We start from the raw sequence: 23393 nt of genomic DNA, 5'->3' as shown, positions 1-23393 counted from the left end.
GGAATGCGAAGCACAGGAAATGTTGAACAGTAGCCACCACCAAGTGAGGATGCCATGAAAGCCCGCTTTATTTTGCCGCTCGTCGCTGTCCCGCTGTGCGTCGGTGCGACGCTCGCCGCCGAATCCACCAAGGACGCCACGCCTGCCACGCAGCAGGCCAATGCCGACCTGCTCAAGACCTTGCCGATGAGCGACCGGCAGGATTACGAGGATGCGAAGCGGGGCTTCATCGCGACGCTGCCCGACATCAACATCAAGACTCCCGACGGCAAGGTGGTCTGGACACTCAACGGGTACCAGTTCCTGCAGGCCCAGGACGCGCCGCCTACGGTCAATCCGAGCCTGTACCGCAACTCTCAGTTGAACATGAACAACGGCTTGTACAAAGTCACCGACGGGATCTACCAGATTCGTGGCTTCGACTTGTCCGTCATGTCCATCGTCGAGACCAACAACGGCATCATCGTGATCGACCCGCTCATCTCGACCGAGGTCGCGAAGGCGGGGCTCGATCTGTACTATCAACACAGGCCGAAGAAGCCGGTGGTCGCCGTGATCTACACGCACAGTCACGTCGATCACTACGGCGGCGTAAAGGGCGTCGTGAACGAAGCCGATGTGAAATCCGGCAAGGTGAAGATCTTTGCGCCGGAGGGTTTCCTAGAAGAAGCCGTGAGCGAAAACGTATTCGCGGGCAATGCGATGAGCCGTCGCGCGATCTATATGTACGGCTCGCTGCTGCCACGCAGCGCGCAGGGCCAGGTCGACGGCGGCCTCGGCAAGACGACCTCGAACGGCACGGTGACGCTCATACCACCTACCGACATCATCACGAAGACCGGGGAGAAGCGCACGATCGACGGCCTCGACGTGGTGTTCCAAATGGCGCCCGGCACCGAGGCGCCGGCGGAAATGCTGTTCTACTTCCCCAAGTACCACGCGCTGTGCGCGGCCGAAGACGCCACGCATACGCTGCACAACCTCTACACGCTGCGCGGTGCGCAAGTGCGCGACGCCAACAAGTGGTGGCAGGCGCTCAACACCACGATCGATATGTTCGGACCTCAGGTGCAGGTGGTCTTCGCGTCTCACCACTGGCCGATGTGGGATAACGCGCGCGTCAACGACTATCTGGCGAAGCAGCGCGATACCTACAAGTACGTTCATGACCAGTCGCTGCGCCTGCTCAATATGGGCTACACGATGGACGAGATCGGCGACATGGTGAAGCTGCCGCCGAGCCTCGACAAGGAGTGGTACAACCACGGCTACTACGGCACGGTCGTCCATGATGCGAAAGCGGTGTATCAGCGTTATATGGGCTGGTACAGCGGCAATCCGGCGGACCTGCATCCACTGCCGCCGGTGGAAACCGCCAAGCGCACGATGGACTTCATGGGGGGCGTGCCCGCCGTCATGAAGAAGGCGCAGGATGCCTATGCGAAGGGCGATTACCGCTGGGTCGCGCAGGTGATGAACATGGCCGTCTACGCCGAGCCCGACAATCAGGACGCGAAGAACCTGGAGGCAGATGCGCTCGAGCAACTGGGGTATCAGTCCGAGTCGGGCCCGTGGCGCGACGTGTATCTGATGGGCGCCTATGAGTTGCGCAACGGCATTCCGAAGGTGCCAGCAGTGCAGACCGCGAGCCCCGACACGATTCGCGCGATGACACCTGAAATGGCGCTTCAGTTCCTGTCGATGCACATCGACGGCGACAAGGCCGATGGCAAGAAAATATCCGTCAACTGGATCTTTCCGGATATCAAGAAGCAGTATTCGGTGCGTCTCGAGAACTCGGTTCTGGTCTACAACGAAGGCAAGCAGATGCAAAACGCCGACGTGACGCTGACATTGCCGAAGTCGAGCCTCGACAACATCATGCTTCACCAGACCAATCTCGACAAAGAGGTGGAGGCTGGCCGCGCGAAAGTGGATGGTGATCGCGGCAAGATCTCCGAGCTGCTTTCGTTGACGGACACCTTTAATCCACTGTTCCCGATCGTGACGCCACGCCCGCCCGCGCAGTAAGTTTTGAACCGGCGCTCAGCGCAGGCTGCGCGCCGGATAATCTTCTACGCGACGGAGGTTCATGTGGCGAGTTTTGTCAATCACCCGGCTGTTCTGTTTATTGTGCTGCTCGTGGTTTTCGTCGCGTGTGTGGTGTTCGGCGCTTTCGTCCTCCGAAGGATTGTCGCCTTGCCGGCGGACGAGCGGGACGACTTCGCAATGGTCCAGACATCGACGTTGACTTTGCTTGCGCTTCTTGTTGGATTCAGCCTGTCGATGGCGGTCGGTCGTTACGATCTGCGAAAGACGCTGGAAGAGAGTGAAGCGAACGCCATCGGCACCGAGTATGCACGGGCGGACCTGGTCGATGCGCAGACCGGGAGTGCGATGAAGGCAGCCCTGGCTCGCTACGCTCGGCTGCGGCAGATCGAATATCAGACACGTGACAAAAACGAGCTCGCTCAGATCGACAAGGAAATAGCCGATCTTCAAGCGCAATTGTGGCGTCTTGCCGTCCGTGTGGGCGATGACAAGCCAAATCCGATCGGCGCGCTGGTCGTAAACGGGATGAACGATGTTCTCAACTCACAGGACTACTCGGAGGCAGCACGAATCAACCACATCCCGGTCGGCGTATGGGTGCTGATGATCGCAATCGCGATGTTCGGCTGTACGGTGCAGGGCTATGGTGTCAAAGGAAAGCTGCGAAGAGGGTTCCTCGTCATCGTCCTGCCCACAACGATGGCGCTGTCACTGGCTCTCATAGCAGACATCGACAGTCCGCGTGGAGGCCTGATTCGCGTACAGCCTCAGAACCTGAGCAGACTTATCCTCTTATTGGAGAAATGATGTGCGGCGCGCTCCGATCAGAGTTCGTGACGCGGAGCACGCGCACTGAAGGCCGACCATGCACGCGGAGCGCGTTCCGTGCGCGCTGCGGGCAGCCATACGATAAAGACACTGCCTCCCCCTGACCGTGATTCCGCCGTGACCGTGCCACCATGACTTTCGACGATCGTGCGCACGATGGACAGTCCAAGCCCCATTCCGTTCGACTTGGTGGTGTAAAAGGATTCGAAGACCTTCTTCGCATTTTTTGGAACGCCATGTCCTCGATCGGCCACGCTCAGTTCGACGCCATCCTGCATTTCCCTCGTGGCGATGTTGATCTGTCGAATCTCGGGCTCGACGCCGTCCATTGCATCCATCGCGTTCATGGCCAGATTCAAGAGCACTTGTTGTAGCTGGATGCGGTCGCCAACGATCGGAGCACAACCCGCGCTCAGGTTCGCAGTGATCGGAATACCGCGACGCCTGCTTTCTGGCGCAAGAAGCGCGAGCGTTTCGTCAAGAACACCGTTGAGATCGAGTTGCGTGAATTCGACGGGCTGGCGTTGTAACAACGCGCGCAAGCGCTGAACGACCTGACTCGCGCGCACTGCGTCGCGCCTGATGTCAGCGAGGATGTGCTGGAGTTCCCCGACCTCGGGCTCGCGCTGGTCGAGCACCATCCCGGCTGCATCGGCATTGCTCAGAATGGCGCCGAGTGGCTGGCCCACCTCGTGCGCGATGGAAGCGCTCAGTTCTCCGGCGGACGCGAAACGTGCCGCGCGGGCAAGTTCACTTGCTCTGAGCCCGGCGGCTTCTTCAGCGATATGTCTTCTGCGGCGGTGCCAGAGCAGGCAGGCGATGGTGACTGCCTGAAGCATCACGACCGCGACTGCGACGAGGACGGTCCAGCGATACTGATTCCAGAGTGATTGAGGCACGTTGATTTGCTCACACTGACTGGGGATCAGAGCGGCGGAGACTTTGAGCCGGTCGAGCTGTGCCCGATCCACCGTGCAGCGGGATGGTTCTTTGGGCAGCGTTGCGCCATCGGCCGTCACCTTTCCCTGCAGGATCGATGCGGCCAGCTCACCCGCTCGTCGACCATTGGTTTCGTAGTCGATGACGGCGCCGCCTGCGAGGCCGTGGCCGAGATAGGTCGGATACCAGCCGTAGATGGGAACCGTCGACGCCTGGGTCATCGGCGCGACCGGCTCGAATGGAAAGTATGTGCGGGCATCACGGTCACGGTACATCGTCGTATAGATGACCGCCGTGTTTTGGTCGAGCTTCGCAAGCCGCTCCTTTAGCTCCGGCAGCGTCAGCCCGACCCATTCATCGGTCGTCCACTTTCGCGACGTTCTCGCGCGCGCTGCTTGCCTGGCGAGATCCGACGTGAAGCGATCGAAATTGCTGTTCCCGGAAACCACCACGAGCCGCCGCGCGTGTGGCTGCAACGCTTCGGCCAAAGCAATCGTGCCGTCTGCGTCGAAGTGCCATGTTAAATAGGCGAAGTTGGGCGGAATGTTAGGCACCCGGCTCTCATCGATACTTGTGATGAGGACGGGAACGTTCGGCCAGATTTCATCGTGATACCGTCTTGTGAATTCGAGGGAAAAGTCCGCAATCCCGATGACGATATCGACGTGGTTGCGTTCGTACTTCTTTTTCATCAACGCAAGAAACTCAGGAATCAGCTCGGTATTGTCGAAACGTAATTGATCGAGCGAATCCGTATAAAATTCGACACCGTTCGGTGCAACGGCGCTCAACGCGCTGCGAATGGCCCGAATCTGCAGCGCGACGGCGGGCTGCGTGGGATCCGCGCCGGGCAGAATAACAACACGCCAGCGATCCGCTCCGAGTGTGGAGATCGAAAATAGAAAAAGCGCCATCCCAAGCCATCGCCTCGCTCGAGGTCGAGTTGGTTTATTTTTTGATTGGAACCATTCGCTCATCGTTCTCGCCCACATCTCGACCCCTGTTTGTGATTCGGTTTCGGACGCGCTTAGATTCTTCACCGGTTAGAAATATCACAAATCCTTGGTTGTCGATTCAAGTCACCTCGAAGGCCGAACCGGCGTCGAACGAAGACGCTATGTCGAAACTCCGACCGAACAACTCCATCGAGCCGTTGTCACAACCGATTGAAGCTCCAATCGAAACCGACCGAAACAGTCCGGTTCGTCGCCGACGCCAGTATCTGTGCTCTCGCCGTCGTGGTCAGCGCCGGGGTGCTCACGGCAGGCGACGCGAGTGGAGGGCGCCGCTTCCTAAAGGTAGACGTCACGGAGACTTCTTCGGCGTGAGCCTAGTGTGAATCCGCGGGCTGCACCACGCCTCAGCGGTCAGAGCGCTCCCGGACGGCGTCGCTGACTTACGGAAACCGAGAGCACTGGGCGATGCCGGGTCAAGGGCGGCTATACCTTGTGACCGGTCGTTGCGGTAGCTTGAGTTCGAACGGCGGCTCAGGGTCGCCTGCAGCAGTCCGCGCCAGGTCCTCGGAGCGACGTAGCACTTGACCCGTCTATCTCGGTACTCAGCCATGAGGCGACGCCCAAGATCAATGCCTGTAAGACGTCGGCCTGTCTGCTCCATTGCCATTACCAGCCGTCCACCGAATCAGCTTCCGCAGGGGGCCAACCTAGCGGCGTGGTTTCTTTTTCCCTGCGTGCCACAGTTGAGAGAGCAATCGAGTTCCTCCCGGGTTCTTCCGGCAACTGATGCTGCAAACGCTTATTGAGATACGACGGCCGGTTGTCGGCTCATTCGTCCGCCTCTCAATCAGGGGCTTCCGCTTCTCAGCGCCTTTGCCGTGCAGCCGCACTAGCTGCTTGGCGGCAACTCGGCATTTCCGTTCCACGAACCGTTCGAACGGTGCGCGGAGCAATCGATCCGCGATTTCACTTTCAAAAAACAATAAACGTGTATTGCAACATGCAAAAATCTCGACTAGACTCCGGTCCATGGAGTCGAGCTAATCCATTGATTTCACAGACATTTAAGGGTTTTCACTTAGATCATGAGACGCCCCGTTGACCGCGCCCCCGCAGACGACCAGACGAACGGATGGAGCGGTCTGTTGCTTTCTCGTACGCCGCAGCCGTCCCTCTCTGGCGAACAGGTGTTCGATTACGTTGTCGTGGGTGCCGGCTACGCCGGTCTTGCCGCTGCTCGCGCACTTGCGTTGAAAAGTCCGAAGGCGTCTGTCGCTGTCATCGAAGCGGGCGTCGTGGGTGAAAATGCGTCAGGCCGCAACTCTGGCTTCGCCATCGACCTGCCGCATGCTTCCGGCATGACGGCGAAGTCCGTCGAGGAAGGCCGTGCTGCTATCCGTATCGGCCGCTACGCGTTGGACGAGTTGAACGCCCTTATCCAGCGGCACGGCATCTCGTGCGACTGGGAGCGTCGTGGTCGCTACCACGCAGCCGTCACTCAGGAAGTCGCCGACAGCGCGCTCAAGGTCTACGCATCGAATCTCGAAGCGTGGAACGAGCCCTTCGAATGGTTCAAGCGCAGCGAACTCGAAGAGCGCCTCGGCACCCGCTATTACGGCGACGCGATTTTCACGCCGGGCACCTATCTGCTGAATCCGGCCGCCTTGGTGCGGGGGCTTGCCGATAGCTTGCCGTCGAACGTGACGTTGTTTGAACGCTCGCCCGTAACGGAAGTTGAGTTCGACGGTTCGTCACCGTATGTAAAGACGGCACAGGGCCGGGCCCGCTTCGGAAAGCTGATCCTCGCTGTGAATGCGTTCTCGCAGTCGTTCGGCGTGTACAAAGAGCGGCAGATTCCCGTGCTGCTGTTTGCCAGCCTGACGAAACCGCTTTCGGACGAGCAAATCGCGAAGTTGGGTTCCGAAAAGTCGTGGGGCATCACGCCGGCTCATGGGGTCGCCGGCTCGACACTGCGCTTGACGCGTGACAGACGTTTGATGATTCGGCAAGGCTTTGAGTATTCGCCGACGTTGCGAACGACTGAGTCGCATCGAGAGGAAGCGCGGCACACGCATCAGCAACTGCTGGATCGCCGCTTTCCCCAGCTAGAAGCACTTGAGATGGAGCACTTCTGGATGGGCTGGCTCGCGGTGTCGCAAAACCACGCGCCCGCTTTCGGCCAGGTCAACGAGAACGTGTACGCAACGTCCTGCTGCAACGGCTCAGGCATCGTGCGTCATACGGCGTCCGGCATGCTCATCGCCGACCTTGCTCTCGGTAACGAAAACCCGCTCATCGATGACTTTCTGGTGCAAGGCACCGCCAACTACATTCCGCCGCGGCCCATTCGCGACGTAGGCGTAAGACTCACGATCTCTTGGGATACATGGAGAGGGAGGGGCGAACGGTAGTATCCAGCGCGAATCCGCAGTAAATCAATTGAATCAGTTCATTAGCATTGCTACAGGAGACACACGTGAAAAGCATCAGAATTATCGAAGGAAAGGACATTAAGACCGCTGATCGCGGCGGTGCAACGAACGGCGTGGCTGAAATCTCGTGGGCGATTGGCGACAAAGAAGGCGCTGCACTGCCGTGTGGATTCGGAACTTGGGACGAAGCGGTGTGCGAGCCGAAGACGTTGGGCTACGACGAAGTCATCCTCGTCCTCGAAGGCACATTCGGCGTCGAGTCCAGCGACGGCAAGCGCGTTGAAGGCCGGCCAGGCGACGTCATTGAGTTGACGAAGGGCACGACCGTCAAATATTTCGGCAGCAAAGCGAAGCTGTTCTTCGTGACCAACTAAGGGGAGACACCATCATGCACAGCGCCTCTTCGTCAGGACATCTTCAGCGCCGGCTGAAGAACCGTCACATTCAGCTCATCGCGCTTGGCGGGACCATCGGCACCGGCCTGTTCCTCGGCTCGGCTGGCATCATCGAACTGGCAGGTCCGGGCGTCATCCTCGGTTACGCCATCGGCGGTGCGATCATTTTCTTCATCATGCGTTTCCTTGGCGAAATGCTCGTCGAAGAACCGACGGCCGGCTCATTCAGTCACTTCGCCAATCGCTACGTCTCCCCCTTCGCCGGCTTCATGTCGGGATGGAACTGTATCGCGCTGTACGTCCTCGTTGGGATGCTCGAACTCACCGCAGTCGGAAAGTTTATCCAGTTCTGGTGGCCCGAGATACCAACATGGGTGACGTGCGCAGTATTCTTCGTGCTGATCAACGCGGTCAACTTCATTAACGTCAAGATCTACGGCGAGTTCGAGTTCTGGTTTGCGCTGATCAAGATCGTTGCGGTGTTGGCGATGATTGCGGTCGGTGCCTATCTCCTCGTGACGACTCACAATCCGACGCAAACCGTCAGCAACCTGTGGTCGCACGGCGGCTTCCTGCCGAACGGCATCTCAGGGCTCGGTATGTCTTTCGCGTTCATCATGTTTGCGTTCGGTGGCGTGGAGATGCTGGGCTTCGCCGCGGCCGAAACCGACGAACCGCGCAAGGTGATCCCGAAAGCGATCAACCAACTGGTCTATCGCGTGCTGGTGTTCTATATCGGCTCGATGGTAGTCCTGCTGTCGCTGACGCCGTGGAATACGCTCGTCGCCCAACTCAAGGCAGGCGGTGGTACGTACAGCAGCAGCCCGTTCGTACTCGTGTTCTCTGCTATTGGCGCGAACTACGCCGCACATATCCTGAACTTCGTGATTCTGACGGCCACGCTGTCGGTCTATAACAGCATGGTCTATAGCAGCAGCCGCTTGCTGTACGGCATGGCGCTCGAAGGCAACGCTCCGAAGTCGCTCATGCAGGTCAACAAGCGCGGCGTGCCGGTGCGTGCCATCGTCTATCCCGGCATCGTCACGGCGTTCTGCATCGTCCTGAACTATGTAGCGCCCGCTGGCGTAATCGAACTGCTGATGTCTCTGATCGTTGCTGCACTCGTCATTACGTGGGTTGTCGTGATCGTGGCGCATCTCGGCTTCCGCAAGACCAGCAAAGCGAACGGCGTCGCAGCACGGTTTCCCGCACCCTTTGCGCCGGTCTCGAACTACGTGTGTTTGCTGGCGATGGCAGTGGTTGTCATCGTCATGCTGATGACCCCGGCCATTCGCGTGTCCGCCTTCGCGATCCCTGTTTGGATAGCCATCGTCTACGTGTCGTACCGAATCGTCGCACCGAAGACGCTGCAGGTTACCGTCGACCTCTCTTGATCCTGAATCTGCAAAAGGAAAAATCATGACCGATCTTTTCGATAATCCGATGGGCTTGATGGGCTTCGAGTTCGTCGAGTTCGCGTCACCTGTCCCGAACGTTCTTGAACCGATGCTGGAAAAGCTCGGGTTCACGCTGGTCGCCAAGCATCGCTCGAAGGACGTCGTGCTGTATCGCCAAGGCGACATCAACTTCATCGTCAATCGCGAACCGAACAGCCCGGCAGCATATTTCGCGGCCGAACACGGTCCGTCGGCCTGCGGCCTCGCGTTCCGCGTGAAGGATTCGCACAAGGCTTATGCTCGTGCGCTCGAACTCGGGGCTCAGCCGTTGGAAACCCCTACGGGGCCGATGGAGCTTCGCCTTCCGGCGATCAAGGGCATTGGCGGCGCACCGCTTTATCTCATCGATCGCTTCGAAGACGGTCAGTCTATCTACGACATCGATTTCGAATTCCTGCCGGGAGTCGATCGTCGCCCCAACGGACACGGTCTCAAACTGATCGACCACCTCACGCACAACGTGTATCGCGGACGCATGACGCATTGGGCCGGCTTCTACGAGAAGCTCTTTAATTTCCGCGAGATCCGTTACTTCGACATCTCCGGTGAATACACCGGGCTGACGTCCAAGGCGATGACCGCTCCGGACGGCAAGATTCGCATCCCGCTGAACGAAGAGTCGGCTAAGGGCGGCGGACAGATCGAAGAGTTCCTGATGGCATTCAGCGGCGAAGGCATCCAGCACGTCGCGCTGCTGACGGACGATCTCCTCTCGACCGTTGACAACTTGCAAATGGCCGGCGTTCCGTTGATGACTGCGCCAAACGAGTACTACTACGAGGGGGTTGAAGCGCGCTTGCCGGGGCACGGTCAGCCTATCCCGGAACTCCAGGCGCGCGGCATTTTGCTCGACGGTTCCACGCAAGGCGGCCACAAACGCCTGCTGCTCCAGATCTTTTCGCAGCCGACGTTCGGTCCGGTCTTCTTCGAATTCATCCAGCGCGCGGGTGACGAAGGCTTTGGCGAAGGCAATTTCAAGGCGCTGTTCGAATCGCTGGAGCGTGACCAAATCCAGCGTGGCGCGTTGAAGGTGGAGGACGCGCAATGAAAATCGACCGCATACATCACGTCGCGTATCGCTGCCGCGAAGCCAAGGAAACCGTCCTTTGGTACAACCAGATGCTGAAGATGGACTTCGTGCTGGCGATCGCCGAGGACCAAGTCCCTTCGACCAAAGAGCCCGATCCGTATATGCACGTATTCCTTGATGCGGGCAACGGCAACGTGCTGGCGTTCTTTGAGCTTCCGACGAGGCCGCCGATGGGTCGCGATCCCAACACGCCCGAGTGGGTGCAGCACATCGCATTCCGCGTGAAGAGTCGGGAAGAACTGCTTGAATTCAAGGCTCACTTGCAAAGCAACGGCGTCGAGGTGCTCGGTGTCACAGACCACGGGGCGTTCCATTCGATCTATTTCTTCGATCCCAATGGGCATCGTGTGGAACTGGCTTGCCCGGACCCGCAAGAGGAGGAAATGATCCGCAAGCTCGACTCGGTCAAGTGGGCGATGCTCGAAGATTGGTCGAAGACAAAGCGCGCGCCGCAACATGCTGCGTTCCTTCATGATCGGGAGTTCAAAAAGTGATTGCCGCCACGGATGAAACACACGACCCGGCGCTGAAAAGCTGGGTGACTTCTGCGAACACGGACGGGAGCGATTTCCCCATCCAGAATCTGCCGTTCGGCTCGTTCCGTCGCAGTGGCACAGACGAACCTTATCGCATCGGCGTAGCTATCGGCGATCAGGTGCTTGATCTGCGGCTCGCGTCGGAACGCGCTGGGTGGCCGGATGAAGTCGCAGCGCTTCTTAAGCCGTTGGCCGCTGGCGATCTGAATGCTTTTATGACGTCTGGCCCACAGGCGCGCAGTATTGTGCGCCGCGCGCTGTCTGCAGCGCTCGCGCAAGGCAGCGCGCAACAGGCGGCGTTGATCGAATGTCTGGTCCCGCAGGCAGACGTGGAATTGGCGCTGCCGTGTCGCATCGGTGACTACACCGACTTTTACATCAGCGTTCATCACGCAACGACGATCGGCAAACAGTTCCGCCCCGACAACCCGCTGCTGCCGAACTACAAGTGGGTGCCTATCGGGTATCACGGCCGCGCATCCTCGATTCAGCCGAGCGGCAAGTCTTTCCATCGTCCGGTCGGGCAGACGAAGGCGCCGGACGCTGACGCGCCCGCGTTCGGCCCGAGCAAGCGGCTGGACTATGAACTGGAAATGGGCATCGTGATGGCGCGCCCTAATGAGCAAGGCGAGCCGGTGTCGATCGAGCAGGCCGAGGACCACGTTTTCGGCTTGACCTTGTTCAACGACTGGAGTGCGCGCGACATTCAGGGCTGGGAGTATCAGCCGCTTGGACCATTTCTCTCGAAGAACTTCGCCTCGACCCTTTCGCCGTGGATCGTAACGATGGAAGCGCTCGCGCCGTTTCGCCGCGCATTCAATCGGCCGGAAGGCGATCCGCAGCCTCTGCCTTATCTTGATTCGCCTGAGAACAGAGAAGCGGGTGCGATCGACGTAAAACTCGAAGTATGGCTTCAGACCGAAGCGATGCGCCAAGCCGGCCATCCAGGGGATTTGCTATCGACATCGAACCTCGCTGAAGCCTATTGGAGCATCGCCCAACTCGTCGCCCATCACACCGTCAACGGTTGCAATCTCAACGCCGGCGACTTGCTGGGCACAGGGACGCTGTCAGGGCCGAAGCCGGAACAGGCGGCATCGTTGATGGAACTGACATCGAACGGCAAACAGCCCATCAAGCTGTCGAGCGGGGAAGAGCGCGGCTTTTTGAATGACGGTGACAGCATCATCCTGAAGGGATTCTGCGAACGCGCGGGACGACAGCGCATTGGGTTCGGGGAGTGCCGAGGCACGGTCTTGCCAGCCCGCGGCACTCGGACGAACTGATATCGACGCTGACGTGATGAGGGAGGCTCAATGGGCAAGACCTGTAATGTGAGCGATGCGGTCGCTTCCATTCCGGACGAGGCGACGCTGATGATCGGCGGGTTCATGGGCGTCGGTACGCCGCGGCGGCTGATCGACGAACTGGTGAGGCAGGAACGTCGCGGATTGACCGTCATCGCCAACGACACGGCACGACCGGGCGTTGGTATCGGCCGACTGATTTCTGCGCGCCTCGTCAAGCGTCTCATCACCAGCCATATCGGCACCAATCCCGAGACGCAGCAGCAGATGCTTGCGCATCAGATCGATGTTGAACTCGTGCCTCAGGGGACGCTTGCTGAAAAAATCCGCGCCGGTGGACACGGCCTCGGCGGGGTGCTGACGCCCACGGGCGTCGGGACGGTTGTGCAGGATGGAAAGCAAACGCTCGAACTCGACGGACGCGTCTTTCTCGTAGAAGGGCCGCTGCGTGCTGATTTCGCGCTCGTCAATGCGTGGCGCGCCGATCATATCGGCAATTTGACTTACGCGATGACTGCCCGGAATTTCAACCCGCTGATGGCGTTGGCTGCCGATGTCGTCATTGCCGAGTCAAAAGAGATCGTCCCCACGGGAGTAATCGCCCCCGACGATGTCATGACGCCTGCCGTGATCGTAGATCGCCTGATCGGCAAGGAGCGGAACGATGGATGACAAGAAGCTGATCGCAACTCGCGTTGCAGGGGAGTTGCGTCCCGGATACCTCGTGAACTTGGGTATCGGTCTTCCTACGTTGGTTGCCGCGATGGTGCCGAAGGACGCCGATATTTTCTTTCAGTCGGAAAACGGCATCATCGGTATGCATGCCATCCCCGAAGAGGGTCTCGAAGCGGAAGACCTGACCGATGCCGGGGGAAGCCCCATTAGCGCGCTGCCCGGAGCGGCGACGTTCGATAGCGCAATGTCTTTCGGACTGATCCGTGGCGGTCACTTGGACGTGACCGTGCTCGGTGGACTTCAGGTCGATCGACTCGGCAGGCTTGCGAACTGGATGGTTCCGGGACACATGGTCCCGGGAATGGGCGGAGCGATGGATTTGGTCACGGGTGCTCGACGCGTCATCGTCGCCATGACCCATACCGCGAAGGGCAAGCCCAAGATCGTCGAGGAAAGCACGTTGCCGCTGACCTCACAGAGAAGAGTCGACCTGATCGTGACGGAACTAGCGGTCATCAGGCCTTCGGAAGATGGATTGGTCTTGCAGGAGCTAGCGCCGGGCGTCGATGTGTCGGCCGTCCAGCGGGCGACGGACGCGCGCCTGATTGTTCCCAAGGAAATTCCAACGATGCGCCTCGACGGAATGTAGTCACCCGGCGCCTGCCCGTCAGTGTCGGCCAGAGAACCGCGACTTAGGCAAGTGTCTCTCGCAACGCTGAACGCGTCGCGCTGGCTTTCCCCGCGTCAACGATCATCTGGGTGACAACGTCGAGCTGCAGCAACGTTGCCTTTTCATCAACACCGAAGATCCGCATGACAGACAGCCCCCTGAGCGCGGCAAAGACCACTGCCGCGAAGTGTTCGGGTTCGGGATGAGCCTCGGCGATTTCCGGGAAGACAGTCACAAAATGTTGAAAGAACAGCGGGTCATTCTTCGTCCGGTGTTCGTTTATACGGTTGAACAATTGAGGAGACGTTCTGCATCCAAAAAACAGACTCCAGGCGGCGACATAACTCGGTGGTGCATAGACCTTTTCCCACGCCGCGTGGACAAACCGACTCGCACGTTCTTCGAGCGCCACGTGAGCGGCGTTTTCCGGCCAGACCGATCCAAGTTCGCCCAGCGGTTTCATGACCTCGTCGACAACATGCTCCATGAGCGCAGTTCGGTTTCCAAACTGGTGCTGCACTGCGCCAAGCGTGACCTTTGCGCCGCGCGCGATGTCTTGCAGATTGGTCTCTTGGAATCCGACTTTTTGGAGCAGCCGGATCGCTGAAGCGATGATCTTTCGTTGAGTGGTCTCGCTTCGCTCCGATTGCGTGCGCCGTTTCGGCAAGGACTTTCTTGCCGGCGTTTTTGGCTCCTTCATGACGCTTCCTCGCAAGTTGCGATACACGATTAATGTTGATTGGATTTTACACAGTTGCGAGTCAGGAAGCAGGCGTTCTGATGGCAGGCGAACCGAACACCCATCGAACGTCCCATCGAACCACCCGTCAGGGCGCGGTCCAGCATGGTGTAGCAGACACGATTGCGTCAGGCGGTTCCAGTTCCAGATGAGCCGTTCCTAAGTTTTCTTTGTGCATCACATAGCCTATAGATAGGACAACACATGAAGGTAAAAACCTTGGCAGTAGCTTGTTTGGCTCTGTGCTGCAGTTCAGCGTTCGCTCAGTCATCCGTGACGCTCTACGGGCTGATGGATGCCGGCATCACCTATACCAACAACGTGGTGACACCTACAGGGCACGGTTCGAATGTGCAGTTCGTCTCGGGATCTTCCCAAGGCGATCGTTGGGGACTTAAGGGAAGCGCAGACCTCGGCGGCGGCATCAAGGCGATATTCGTTCTTGAGAACGGCTATCAGCTCGGCACGGGCGCACTCGGCCAGGGCGGACTGATGTTCGGGCGTCAGGCATACGTCGGATTGACCAGCCCGTGGGGAACCTTGACGTTCGGTCGGCAATACGACTTTATCGGCGACGACTTCTGGGCCTATGCAATGGGCGCGATGTCCCCGGCAGGTCTTCTCGCGTGGAGCTTGCCCGTATACGCTGCGGGCGGATACACCCTCGACAATCGTGTTTGGGGCGACGAGGTCAACAACTCGGTCAAGTATCAGTCCCCGACGATCGGCGGATTCACGTTCGGCGCAATGTTCGGATTCGGTAACGTGGCTGGCTCTGTGGGAACCAACAGTTCCAGCAACTTCATGATTAGCTACGGGAATGGCCCGTTCAGCGCCGCGATCGCCTACATGTCGATTCACAACGCGACACCGTCGGCAAATTCGACTGAGTATGCGGGTGGCGCGTCGTACGTCATCGGAAAAGCGACCCTTTTCGGTAACGTCACCGATGTCCAGCTGTCCGGCGGTGACAAGCCACGCGCCACGACCTTCGATGCTGGCGCGAGCTACATGCTGTTTCCCGACCTGCAACTTGCGGCAGCGTTTCAATACCAGAAGCGCAACAACGATCTCGGCAGCGCAAACCAAGTGATCGCGAGCGCGGACTATCTGCTCTCGAAGCGAACCGATGTCTATGTGGTCGGCGCACTGGGCCACGATCACGCTTTTGGCGCACAGATTCAGGCGGCCTATGGTGCTCCTTCTAGCTCAGACGTTCAGACCGGCGTCCGAGTCGGCCTTCGTCACCGATTCTAAATCGCGCCCCTTTGACAACGATACCAACGTATGGCTAACGACCTTACCCTTTACGACTATTTCAGAAGCTCCGCTTCGTTTCGAGTGCGGATCGCACTGAACCTGAAAGGCTTGACGTACGCGCAGGTCCCAGTGCATCTCCTGAGAGACGGCGGCGAGCAGTTCAGCGCGGCATACCGCGCGATCAATCCGGCGCAAGCGGTCCCCACGCTGATGATCGGCTCTGGCAGCGAGGCGATTCCAATCGCGCAGTCGCTTGCGATCATTGAGTATCTTGAGGAGGTGTATCCGCAACCGTCTTTGCTGCCCACGTCCCCAGAAGACCGGGCTTACGTGCGCTCCGTTGCTTACCAGATCGCCTGCGACATCCATCCGATCAACAACCTCAGGGTGCTGAAGTATCTTCAGGCAACATTCGGTGCGAACGAGGATCAGAAGAAAATCTGGATCGGAAACTGGATCACCACCGGGTTTTCTGCGCTTGAGGAAATGTTTTCAACGAATTCCCGGACCGGCAAATTTGTGTTCGGGGACGAGCCATCGCTCGCGGACATCTGCTTGGTGCCGCAGGTGTGGAACGCAAGGCGCTACGGCGTTCCGTTGGATGCGTACCCAACGCTCTTGCGTATCGCTGACGACGCCGGCGCACGGAAGGCTTTTGCTGACGCTGATCCATCTGTCGAGCCAAGACGCCGGATGCAAGGGTGACGGGATGGAAATCTGCCTTCGATGAGACGACGCAATGCCTGACTGCACGAAGGCTGGAGGCAATCCGAGTGGCGTTCCTCCTTTACCGTTGATGAAGGCGTCTTTATTCTGGGAGCTTCTGCTTCGTTTCGTCGGGCGCTTTTGCTGGAAACCCGGGCCAGCAGTTGGCTGCTCCGCCCCGGGAACCGGACGTCCAGGGTGAGAGACAGTGGAGGTCGGCTGTGGGTCGAAGATTGACCATTCCGCAAAGCGCACAATCGATCTCCCTTCGTTGAAGAGGAGATTGTCATGGAAACGCTTAATTCTTCCGGCGCTCGTCGGGTGCCATGGAATAAGGGAAGGCTAACCGGCCAGAAGCCTCCGCTGAAGCTCCGTGAAATCTGGGCGATTCGAACAAGGCTGCAGATGTTGTCCAACGCTCGCGAGTTGGCGATGTTCAACCTTGCGATCGACAGTAAGCTTCGAGCGTGCGATTTGACGCGCTTGCAAGTGCAGGACGTCTACATGGGAGGTCATGTCTTGGCTCGCGCGACTTTCATGCAACAGAAAACGCATCGACCAGTGCAGTTCGAAATCACGGAGCAGACTCGTCAAAGTGTCTCTGCCTGGATTTCGGCGCGGGGATTGAAGCCTGCCGACTATTTGTTTCCAAGTCGACTGCATGCCTCAGCGCACGTGTCGACGCGCCAGTATGCGCGCATCGTTCATCGTTGGGTCGCGTCGATCGGGCTCGATGACACCGCGTACGGTACGCACACCATGCGACGAACGAAAGCGTCGTTGATCTATCGGCGCACCAAGAACTTGCGCGCGGTTCAATTGCTCTTGGGCCATACAAAAATTGAAAGCACCGTGCGATACCTCGGGATCGAGGTAGACGATGCTCTCGAAATGGCTGAGCAAACCGAAGTGTGATCGCCGGTGGCCGGCGAGCGTGCGCTTGTCGGCCATCTTCCGTCGTTCGGTAAGAAGGCAGTCGAGACATTTGAGCGTCGCGCTATCTCCGAGAGGCGACATTCGTCAAGAAATCAGTGGACGGCCCGTCGACGCATTTGCTTTCGACGGAACGGCGCATGGGACGAGGCGAGCGCTTGGCGGATCCGTGGCTTACGCAGCATCCAGTGCTTTGGACGCACCGAGGGCTGACAGTCATCCTTCAAGCGAATGAAGCAATCGCGTCAAATTCTGTGGCTGCACCTTGATGATCCCACCGCGCGGGCTGTCGATGTCAGCGATCAAGGCTAACGACAGCGATACGGTGAAGGGCAAGATCGTGATGAGCAATCCTCGACGAAGCCTGCCCTTCGCACCGTAGCCCTGAACGACGCATCCGAAGAGCGCGATCAGTATCATCAGAACCCAGGTACCGGTTGGGACATGGTTGATTCGCGCGGCTTCCGAATAATCCTGCGAGTTGAGTGCATCATTCATTCCGGCAACGACCAACGCGCCGATCGGTGTTGGCTTTTCTTCGCTCGCTTGGACGGCAAGGCGCCAAAGTTCGGCTTGTGTCAGGCTGGTATCGTGGTTGATGCGCGCAAGCGCCTCAGGATCGCGCGTCTCGAACTCAGCGAGCCTGAGTTTTGTGTAGCGGATTAGCGCGGCCTTCATTGGCTGCCCCAATTGGGGCGATACCAGGTCGGCTCGCGCGTACTCAGTGCCGATCGCGTTGGCCTCCTCTTCTTCGAGACTTTTCCGTTGATCGTAACGACCGACGGCCATCGATAAGGTGAAGCCGATCAATAACGCCAAAAGGGTGAGGGTGGAGGTCTGAATGAGGTTGAAGTCTTCCCGTTCAGCTTCGGGCAGCGCGACGTGGCGGCGGAGGATAAATGCGCCAAACGCGACTGCGGCGACGAAAAGCGCGACGAGCACAACGAAAAGAATCGCAGGATGATCCACGAATGCTGGCATTCAGAGCTCCGCCAAGGCCCGATGGAGAGGTTCGACCTCGTTTCAAGTTTTCAAGTGACGGCGAGCGGTGGTTCCAAACGGATCCCGCCACCGTCGCTCTTGCTACTGGGTAATACGCTTGAGGTCGTCAGGTTTCCATGTCTGATCAAAGAATGCCTGCTTGGGGCTATACAGGCGCAGGATGATGAAATAGCCCTTGTCAGGTACCGTCTGAACCCAGTTCGCCTCTTTGCCAGACGGTGCCTTGGGTCCAAAGTAGAGGTCGTACGAACCATCTGCATTCGGCGCTGGCTTGTCCATCGAATTAAGCGACGGAAGTGGCTGGCCATTGTCCAGCCCGGACGCCGTGATCGGGTCATAGACGGTCACTGACCAGAAGTTTGCCGCTGGGATATTCGGCGGCAGGTGGAGTTGATACGACGAACCGCCCTGCAGGAGATTTCCGTCCGAGTCGCGCCATGTCGATGGATACTTGGCGCCTTTCTCGACCATGTCCACGACCATCCCCGGACTGGCAGCGTAAGCCGTCGTGAAATAGGCGTCGCGCTGTATCAGGTTCGTGAAGGTGCCGCTTGCCTGGAAATTCGGATTCTGTCCTGCAAACACATTTTCCCATTGCCGATCAGAATAGTACTTTCCGCCCGGCTGAGTGCTCAGACCGTCCCAGATCTCCGTCTTGCTCATCTTGAACGCTGTTTTTGCGGCCTTGTCCAGAAGCTCCCTTTGTCGCGCAGTCGGCTGAAAAGGCTTTCCCTTCTGAATGCCGATCGCCGCCATCATGCCGCGCCAGTCCATGTCCGCGGGGTCGACGGTCTCCTGTTCGACAAACTTCGCAAGCATGTCGAAGTAGGCGCCGTCGTGGGGAAACAGCATGTTCGCGGGATCCGTCGAACCGTTGGGGAATTGCATCGGCACGGCGGACGCGCGTTTGCCGTACGGATAGATGTGTGCAGCGGCGACCAGATCGTTCGCGGGTTTCAGATCTTTCGGGTCGGTGAAAAAGACCCGGAAGAAGACGAGCACGTTGTTGGTCCGAGACCGGTAGACGTAGTAACCCTTCGGCGTCGGACGATCGTAGTTCCACGGCACGATCAGATATTTGCCGCCTTTTCCGGCGTCGGGACCTACGAAGCCAAAGTCACCGCTGTACGCCTTGCCGCCAATGGTGGGGCCGGTGAGCGGGCGCTGGAAGAAGTCGTCCAGAATCCCCTGCGTCTTGGGTGGCACCTCGACCACGATCGGTCCGTCCTTGGCGAGGTTCACATAGCCCATTGCATACAGGCAATCGGAGTTCGGTGTGGTCACCTTCGTCTTTGCGTTCAACCGCTGTTTCCAGACGGGCAACACGTTATAGCCCGCGCCGTAAGTCTTCTCCGATCCTTCCTTCATGGCGAATAGGTTCACGGCCGGCAGCGACCACAGGTAGACCTGTACGGCACGCTGAAAATACAGCTCTTCGCTGAGCGCTTTGGCCGATTCCGCTGTAGGAAAGTCGCCGGAGAACGGTGCGTTGGCCAGCGCGTCGCGGCTGGACTCGAGCGTCTGCTCGAGCGTGCTTTGGGCGAACGCGTTACCAGCGTAGATGGCAGCGCCCGACATGAGGATCGCAATGGTGTACGGCAAGAGACGCGACGAGCGTTTCAGCTTGTTCGGATTCATTCTGTCACCTCTTCGGAGCGCAGATTACTGCGCTGTTGTCGTCATCACAGTTGCTCGGTGTTGCCCAGCCGTTGGCCCCGGAGCAGTACTCATCGAACTCTGGCTGCCGATGAATGGCGGCGGAGGGCGCCACGTGCTTCATCGCGCAAGCGGATAGGTCATTTCACGAATCAACCTCTCAAGCAAGCTCGAAATCGTTCAGCTTGAACGACTTGGTGTTGATCGCTTCGGTTGGACCGTAAAGGCGCATGGCGGGCAGTGGGCGCCTTCCTGCAGTCGGAATCCAGTTAGACTCCAACCCCTCAGGTGCTTTGGGACCGACGTACAACGTCACACCGCCGTCCGCATTTTTCTTCATGGCGTCGAGATCGTACGACGAGAGCGTTGTGCGATTGGACTCGCTGTAGATGAACGCATTCGTGGCGCGGTCGTACACGGTGAGCGCCCAGAATTGCTTGACTGGCATCTGCGCCGGAACATCGAGCTTGTATAGTTTTCCGGCTTCGAGCAGATTGCCTTTGCTGTCCGCCACGGCCATCAGATACTGGGTTGCGGGATCGGCGCTCAGGACCCTGGGCATGTACGTGCACCAGAAGTATTCGGCCGCGCGATTGATCAGGTCGATTCTGTCGTCGTATACGAAAGTGAAGGTCTTGTTGTCGTCGGCCTGAAGAAGCGAGGCGTAGTGTCGGTCCGGCCAGAACAGCTTTTCCCGCGGAAAATGGTCGTACCAGTATTGGAGATAGAACCACGCATCGATCGCCGCCTGACGCATGGCCTTTTTTGTTGTTTCATCCGGTGTGAAAGGCTTGCCTTTTTCGATTCCGAGCGACATCAGCATGCCCATCATGATCTTGTCATGCGGGTTGACCGGCTCGACGCTCATGATGGCGTGCATATCGTCGAAGTGACGTTCATCGAAGAAGGGAAGCGTCGGATAGCGATCGTGAATGGGATCGATGAAGCGCTGCTTCGGCGGATTCGCGGCCTCGGACAGGTAGTACATTCGGAGCCGCTGCGCGTAGTGATAGGCGTCCGTTGCGCTTTTGCCGGGCGCACGGACGGAGCGGAATGCCAGCGCGATCCTGAAGTTGGGCGAGGCGACGTGGAGATAGCCCTTGGGAACGGAGCTCTTGTAACCGGGCGCCGTGAAGAGAAATTTCGCACCTTTGCCCTTGTCCAGGCCCGAGGGCCCGACATCTGCGATCGTGAACTGCCAGGCATCGACGACCTGACCGTAGACGCTTCCATCGGCGCTTGCGGCGGGGACCTCCAGCACAACGGGCCCTTTACGCAGATCGGTAAATGCCGTGATGTACGGTGTTGTGCTATTGGCGGTGATCGCCTCGAGCTTGGGTGTGGCCGGCGCGGAGTACGAGATGATGTCGTTGTCTTTGACCCCTAGATTGTCAAAGGCCGCGCGCCGAAAACTGTAGATGGCGATCGCGGGCATGTTCCAGAGAACCGCTTCGAACGCGCGCTGGTACTTGATCTGGTAGTCAAAATCCTTGATCGAAGAGGACGAGCCGGCCGGAGGCTGGCCACCTAGCGGCTCCATGGGACTACCTGCGCCCGACGCCAAGGGCGTCGACGCCTCCTCGGCGGAGACGTCCGGAATACTCGCAGCGGCCGCACATGCCCCCACTACGGCGAGACTCAAGCGGTGAAAGTCTCTACGTGAAACTGTCATTGTCCTGCCTCCGCGAATGTCATCAACCTTACGTGCTTTAACGATACTGAAGAACACTCCGTATTGCGGCAATCGGATGCTCACGGACGAGTTTTGACCGACAGGCTCAAAAAGTTAATGTCTCGTGCAACTCCTCATTGGCATCATAAATATCAGAAGTCTCGATTTGAGACAACGGACCGCTGGCTGCGGCAAATTTTCAGCAATTGCGTCACCCAATTGATTTACATCAGTCGCCCAGGGCTATGCGAAAAGCAAGAGAGGCGCGCCAGCGATGGTAGCTTGGCGAACAGTGCAAGCTTCTTTCTCTCGCCCCAAAAAGCCGACGCGTTTTGCGGACGTCGCGCAATCTGATCACGAGCGAGCCAAGACACCTTCCAGTTGTTTTCTAGCGCCGTCGGCGCGATGGCAACGATCGCAATCCGCCACATTGACGACGCATACCCAATTAGCCAACCGAAACGTTCGACGAATCAGGAATGGTTCAGATTGTGGTGGCCCGAGGACCATCTTCTCCATTGCGTTGAGCGTCTCGCGTTTAGTAGCAGGATCTGGTGAGAGCTGACTTCACGACGGAACTTGTCGCGGCTCCCACCGCGGGTTCAGCCTCCGAAAGAACTTGCAGGCGCGCAAGATGGTGAGCCGGGGTTCGTGGCATCTGGAATGCCGTCGGCGCTGCATGAATCATTCAGCATCGGAGCAGTTTCAGATCCATTACGCCTGCAAGGCGTTAATCGTGCCATGCTCGCGCAGCCAGTCGGCCCGTCGCCGGAAAAGTCCGGGGACCACTCGATTAACCTGCGCAATCGCGTCTCTTAGGTCCCCCGATAAGAGTTGGCCGTTGTCCACAAGTACTTTCCCACCTACCATGGTCATGTCGACATCGCCTCCCTGAACCGCATGCACCAGGTTGTGATGGAGGTTCCCTTCGACACCACTGATCAAGGGCGTCATGCGAGGCGTATCCGTTCGCAATGCGATCAGGTCGGCTATCTTTCCGGCCTCGATGGAACCAATGTCGGCATCCAGACCGAGCGCACGCGCACCGCCAATCGTTGCCATGCGGCAGACCGACCAGGCATCAAGCGCTGCGGCATCGAGCGCGGTCAGCTTGGCAAGCAGCGACGCTGTCTTCATTTCCTCGAAGAGGTCGAGATTGTTGTTCTCTTTCTCGCCGTCCGTGCCCAGGCCAACGTTGATCCCGCGTGCGAGCATCGTCTCCACCGGGGCGGCGCCGCTTGCAAGCTTCATATTGCTGACCGGGTTATGGGCCACGCCAACGCCTCGGCGCGCCAGGATCTCCAGTTCCGCCTCGTCGGTCCAGACACAGTGCGCCAAGAGTACACGGTGGGCGTCAAGCAGACCGAACGCCTCCAGCGCCTGGATGGGCCGCAGGCCATGGCGCCGCAACGTTTCCTCCACGTCGAAGCGGCTCTCGTTGCTATGTGTATGAAATCCAACCGCGTGACGCCGGCTGATTTCCGTGCAACGTTGCCATGCGTCGGGCGTCGCGTAGAACATATGTTCCAGCCCGACCCAGACATGGACGCGACCGTCCGCTCCGCCGTGCCAGCGTTCGATCAATGCCTCGTTGATATCCAGTGTCTCGAAGTAGTTGTGTTCGGGATGTTCGGCCACGTACGGGACGAGCACTGCCCGCACCCCCAGTGAGTCGGCCGCTCGCGCGCTACCGTCCATGTGTCGCCACATATCGACGATCGTGGTAGTGCCAGACAGTAGCGCTTCGGCATAGCAGAGGCGCGACGCGATCTCCGCCTCTTCCGCACTGAGGACACGGTGCATCGGATCGATATGCTGCTGCAGCCACTCCCAGACTGGCAGCCCCTCTGCCGTGCCCCGAAGCAAGCCCGAGTGGCAGTGGGTGTTGACCAGTCCAGGCATGAGCAGCCGGTTACGCAACCGACGAACCGGACGTTCACGGTAGATGGGGTCGAGCTCCGCAATAGGACCAACCCAGGCGATACGGCCGTCGTCGTCGACAACCACCGCACCATCGTCGATAACGGAACTTGCGTCATCCATCGTGATGACGTGGTCAGCGTGCAGGATCTGTGTGTTCATGGTGATG

At 58.7% G+C, this 23393-nt stretch carries 19 protein-coding genes; 13 read left to right on the top strand and 6 right to left on the bottom strand.

Features of this window, described 5'->3' with window-relative positions; genetic code table 11:
* Nucleotides 1-54: 54 nt before the first annotated feature.
* Nucleotides 55-2031, top strand: a complete 1977-nt coding sequence (locus tag LY284_RS27085) for an alkyl/aryl-sulfatase (protein WP_233389191.1) — start codon at nt 55-57, stop codon at nt 2029-2031.
* A gap of 63 nt (nt 2032-2094) precedes the next feature.
* Nucleotides 2095-2859, top strand: coding sequence for a hypothetical protein (locus LY284_RS27080; protein ID WP_233389189.1), 765 nt, complete (start codon nt 2095-2097; stop codon nt 2857-2859).
* Nucleotides 2860-2876: 17 nt separating this feature from the next.
* Here the strand turns inward: LY284_RS27080 and LY284_RS27075 are convergent, their stop codons facing one another.
* Nucleotides 2877-4796: an ATP-binding protein gene (locus LY284_RS27075; protein ID WP_233389187.1), complete on the bottom strand. Its 1920-nt coding sequence runs from the start codon at nt 4794-4796 to the stop codon at nt 2877-2879.
* Nucleotides 4797-5920: 1124 nt separating this feature from the next.
* Here LY284_RS27075 and LY284_RS27070 point away from each other — a divergent pair.
* The 8 genes from LY284_RS27070 to LY284_RS27035 all read left to right on the top strand — a co-directional run bounded on the left by LY284_RS27070 (nt 5921) and on the right by LY284_RS27035 (nt 13316).
* Nucleotides 5921-7186 carry an FAD-binding oxidoreductase gene (locus tag LY284_RS27070; protein ID WP_233389185.1) on the top strand — a complete coding sequence of 422 codons (1266 nt, stop codon included), beginning with the start codon at nt 5921-5923 and terminating at the stop codon, nt 7184-7186.
* Between the two features lie 65 nt (nt 7187-7251).
* On the top strand, nt 7252-7581 hold the full coding sequence (locus tag LY284_RS27065; protein WP_233389183.1) for a cupin domain-containing protein: 330 nt from the start codon (nt 7252-7254) through the stop codon (nt 7579-7581).
* Nucleotides 7582-7595: 14 nt separating this feature from the next.
* Complete coding sequence (locus LY284_RS27060) at nt 7596-8996, top strand: amino acid permease (protein ID WP_233389181.1); 1401 nt, start codon at nt 7596-7598, stop codon at nt 8994-8996.
* A gap of 25 nt (nt 8997-9021) precedes the next feature.
* On the top strand, nt 9022-10107 hold the full coding sequence (gene hppD, locus LY284_RS27055) for a 4-hydroxyphenylpyruvate dioxygenase (protein ID WP_233389179.1): 1086 nt from the start codon (nt 9022-9024) through the stop codon (nt 10105-10107).
* Complete coding sequence (locus LY284_RS27050) at nt 10104-10643, top strand: VOC family protein (RefSeq protein ID WP_233389177.1); 540 nt, start codon at nt 10104-10106, stop codon at nt 10641-10643. Before hppD ends, LY284_RS27050 begins: the two co-directional genes overlap by 4 nt.
* Entirely contained in the window at nt 10643-11971 is a 1329-nt protein-coding gene (gene fahA, locus LY284_RS27045) for a fumarylacetoacetase (RefSeq protein ID WP_233390992.1), read from the top strand. Before LY284_RS27050 ends, fahA begins: the two co-directional genes overlap by 1 nt.
* Nucleotides 11972-12001: 30 nt before the next feature.
* A complete protein-coding gene (locus tag LY284_RS27040; RefSeq protein WP_233389176.1) occupies nt 12002-12664 on the top strand; it encodes a CoA transferase subunit A in 663 nt (220 codons plus the stop codon).
* Entirely contained in the window at nt 12657-13316 is a 660-nt protein-coding gene (locus tag LY284_RS27035) for a 3-oxoacid CoA-transferase subunit B (RefSeq protein ID WP_233389173.1), read from the top strand. Before LY284_RS27040 ends, LY284_RS27035 begins: the two co-directional genes overlap by 8 nt.
* Nucleotides 13317-13359: 43 nt before the next feature.
* Here the strand turns inward: LY284_RS27035 and LY284_RS27030 are convergent, their stop codons facing one another.
* Nucleotides 13360-14037: a TetR/AcrR family transcriptional regulator gene (locus LY284_RS27030; RefSeq protein ID WP_233389171.1), complete on the bottom strand. Its 678-nt coding sequence runs from the start codon at nt 14035-14037 to the stop codon at nt 13360-13362.
* A gap of 243 nt (nt 14038-14280) precedes the next feature.
* On the opposite strand from LY284_RS27030, the gene LY284_RS27025 reads away from it, so the two are divergent.
* The 3 genes from LY284_RS27025 to LY284_RS27015 all read left to right on the top strand — a co-directional run bounded on the left by LY284_RS27025 (nt 14281) and on the right by LY284_RS27015 (nt 16956).
* Nucleotides 14281-15333 carry a porin gene (locus tag LY284_RS27025; protein ID WP_233389170.1) on the top strand — a complete coding sequence of 351 codons (1053 nt, stop codon included), beginning with the start codon at nt 14281-14283 and terminating at the stop codon, nt 15331-15333.
* 30 nt (nt 15334-15363) lie between these two features.
* Nucleotides 15364-16041: a maleylacetoacetate isomerase gene (maiA, locus tag LY284_RS27020; RefSeq protein ID WP_233389168.1), complete on the top strand. Its 678-nt coding sequence runs from the start codon at nt 15364-15366 to the stop codon at nt 16039-16041.
* 288 nt (nt 16042-16329) lie between these two features.
* The gene (locus LY284_RS27015) at nt 16330-16956 is read left to right on the top strand and encodes a tyrosine-type recombinase/integrase (RefSeq protein ID WP_233389166.1); all 627 of its coding nucleotides are present in this window, start codon (nt 16330-16332) and stop codon (nt 16954-16956) included.
* Between the two features lie 234 nt (nt 16957-17190).
* Here LY284_RS27015 and LY284_RS27010 read toward each other — a convergent pair whose 3' ends face one another.
* The 4 genes from LY284_RS27010 to LY284_RS26995 form a co-directional block, all read right to left on the bottom strand.
* The gene (locus tag LY284_RS27010) at nt 17191-17955 is read right to left on the bottom strand and encodes a hypothetical protein (protein ID WP_233389164.1); all 765 of its coding nucleotides are present in this window, start codon (nt 17953-17955) and stop codon (nt 17191-17193) included.
* 102 nt (nt 17956-18057) lie between these two features.
* Nucleotides 18058-19614, bottom strand: coding sequence for a DUF1254 domain-containing protein (locus tag LY284_RS27005; RefSeq protein WP_233389162.1), 1557 nt, complete (start codon nt 19612-19614; stop codon nt 18058-18060).
* Between the two features lie 178 nt (nt 19615-19792).
* Nucleotides 19793-21304 carry a DUF1254 domain-containing protein gene (locus tag LY284_RS27000; RefSeq protein WP_233389160.1) on the bottom strand — a complete coding sequence of 504 codons (1512 nt, stop codon included), beginning with the start codon at nt 21302-21304 and terminating at the stop codon, nt 19793-19795.
* 714 nt (nt 21305-22018) lie between these two features.
* Complete coding sequence (locus tag LY284_RS26995; RefSeq protein ID WP_233389158.1) at nt 22019-23386, bottom strand: amidohydrolase family protein; 1368 nt, start codon at nt 23384-23386, stop codon at nt 22019-22021.
* Nucleotides 23387-23393 lie beyond the last annotated feature (7 nt).

The sequence above is a fragment of the Caballeronia sp. PC1 genome, assembly GCF_021353155.1.
Classification (GTDB): domain Bacteria; phylum Pseudomonadota; class Gammaproteobacteria; order Burkholderiales; family Burkholderiaceae; genus Caballeronia; species Caballeronia cordobensis.
Note: the sequence above shows the minus strand (reverse complement) of the source record. Positions and strands in the feature narration are given on the sequence as shown.

What these genes read in the sequence shown, in the direction of transcription:
- LY284_RS27085 (WP_233389191.1), top strand. Translation starts at nt 55, where the DNA reads ATGAAAGCCCGCTTTATTTTGCCGCTCGTCGCTGTCCCGCTGTGCGTC.
- LY284_RS27075 (WP_233389187.1), bottom strand. Translation starts at nt 4,796, where the DNA reads ATGAGCGAATGGTTCCAATCAAAAAATAAACCAACTCGACCTCGAGCG.
- LY284_RS27060 (WP_233389181.1), top strand. Translation starts at nt 7,596, where the DNA reads ATGCACAGCGCCTCTTCGTCAGGACATCTTCAGCGCCGGCTGAAGAAC.
- hppD (WP_233389179.1), top strand. Translation starts at nt 9,022, where the DNA reads ATGACCGATCTTTTCGATAATCCGATGGGCTTGATGGGCTTCGAGTTC.
- LY284_RS27050 (WP_233389177.1), top strand. Translation starts at nt 10,104, where the DNA reads ATGAAAATCGACCGCATACATCACGTCGCGTATCGCTGCCGCGAAGCC.
- LY284_RS27040 (WP_233389176.1), top strand. Translation starts at nt 12,002, where the DNA reads ATGGGCAAGACCTGTAATGTGAGCGATGCGGTCGCTTCCATTCCGGAC.
- LY284_RS27035 (WP_233389173.1), top strand. Translation starts at nt 12,657, where the DNA reads ATGGATGACAAGAAGCTGATCGCAACTCGCGTTGCAGGGGAGTTGCGT.
- LY284_RS27030 (WP_233389171.1), bottom strand. Translation starts at nt 14,037, where the DNA reads ATGAAGGAGCCAAAAACGCCGGCAAGAAAGTCCTTGCCGAAACGGCGC.
- LY284_RS27025 (WP_233389170.1), top strand. Translation starts at nt 14,281, where the DNA reads ATGAAGGTAAAAACCTTGGCAGTAGCTTGTTTGGCTCTGTGCTGCAGT.
- maiA (WP_233389168.1), top strand. Translation starts at nt 15,364, where the DNA reads ATGGCTAACGACCTTACCCTTTACGACTATTTCAGAAGCTCCGCTTCG.
- LY284_RS27015 (WP_233389166.1), top strand. Translation starts at nt 16,330, where the DNA reads ATGGAAACGCTTAATTCTTCCGGCGCTCGTCGGGTGCCATGGAATAAG.
- LY284_RS27010 (WP_233389164.1), bottom strand. Translation starts at nt 17,955, where the DNA reads ATGCCAGCATTCGTGGATCATCCTGCGATTCTTTTCGTTGTGCTCGTC.
- LY284_RS27005 (WP_233389162.1), bottom strand. Translation starts at nt 19,614, where the DNA reads ATGAATCCGAACAAGCTGAAACGCTCGTCGCGTCTCTTGCCGTACACC.
- LY284_RS27000 (WP_233389160.1), bottom strand. Translation starts at nt 21,304, where the DNA reads ATGACAGTTTCACGTAGAGACTTTCACCGCTTGAGTCTCGCCGTAGTG.
- LY284_RS26995 (WP_233389158.1), bottom strand. Translation starts at nt 23,386, where the DNA reads ATGAACACACAGATCCTGCACGCTGACCACGTCATCACGATGGATGAC.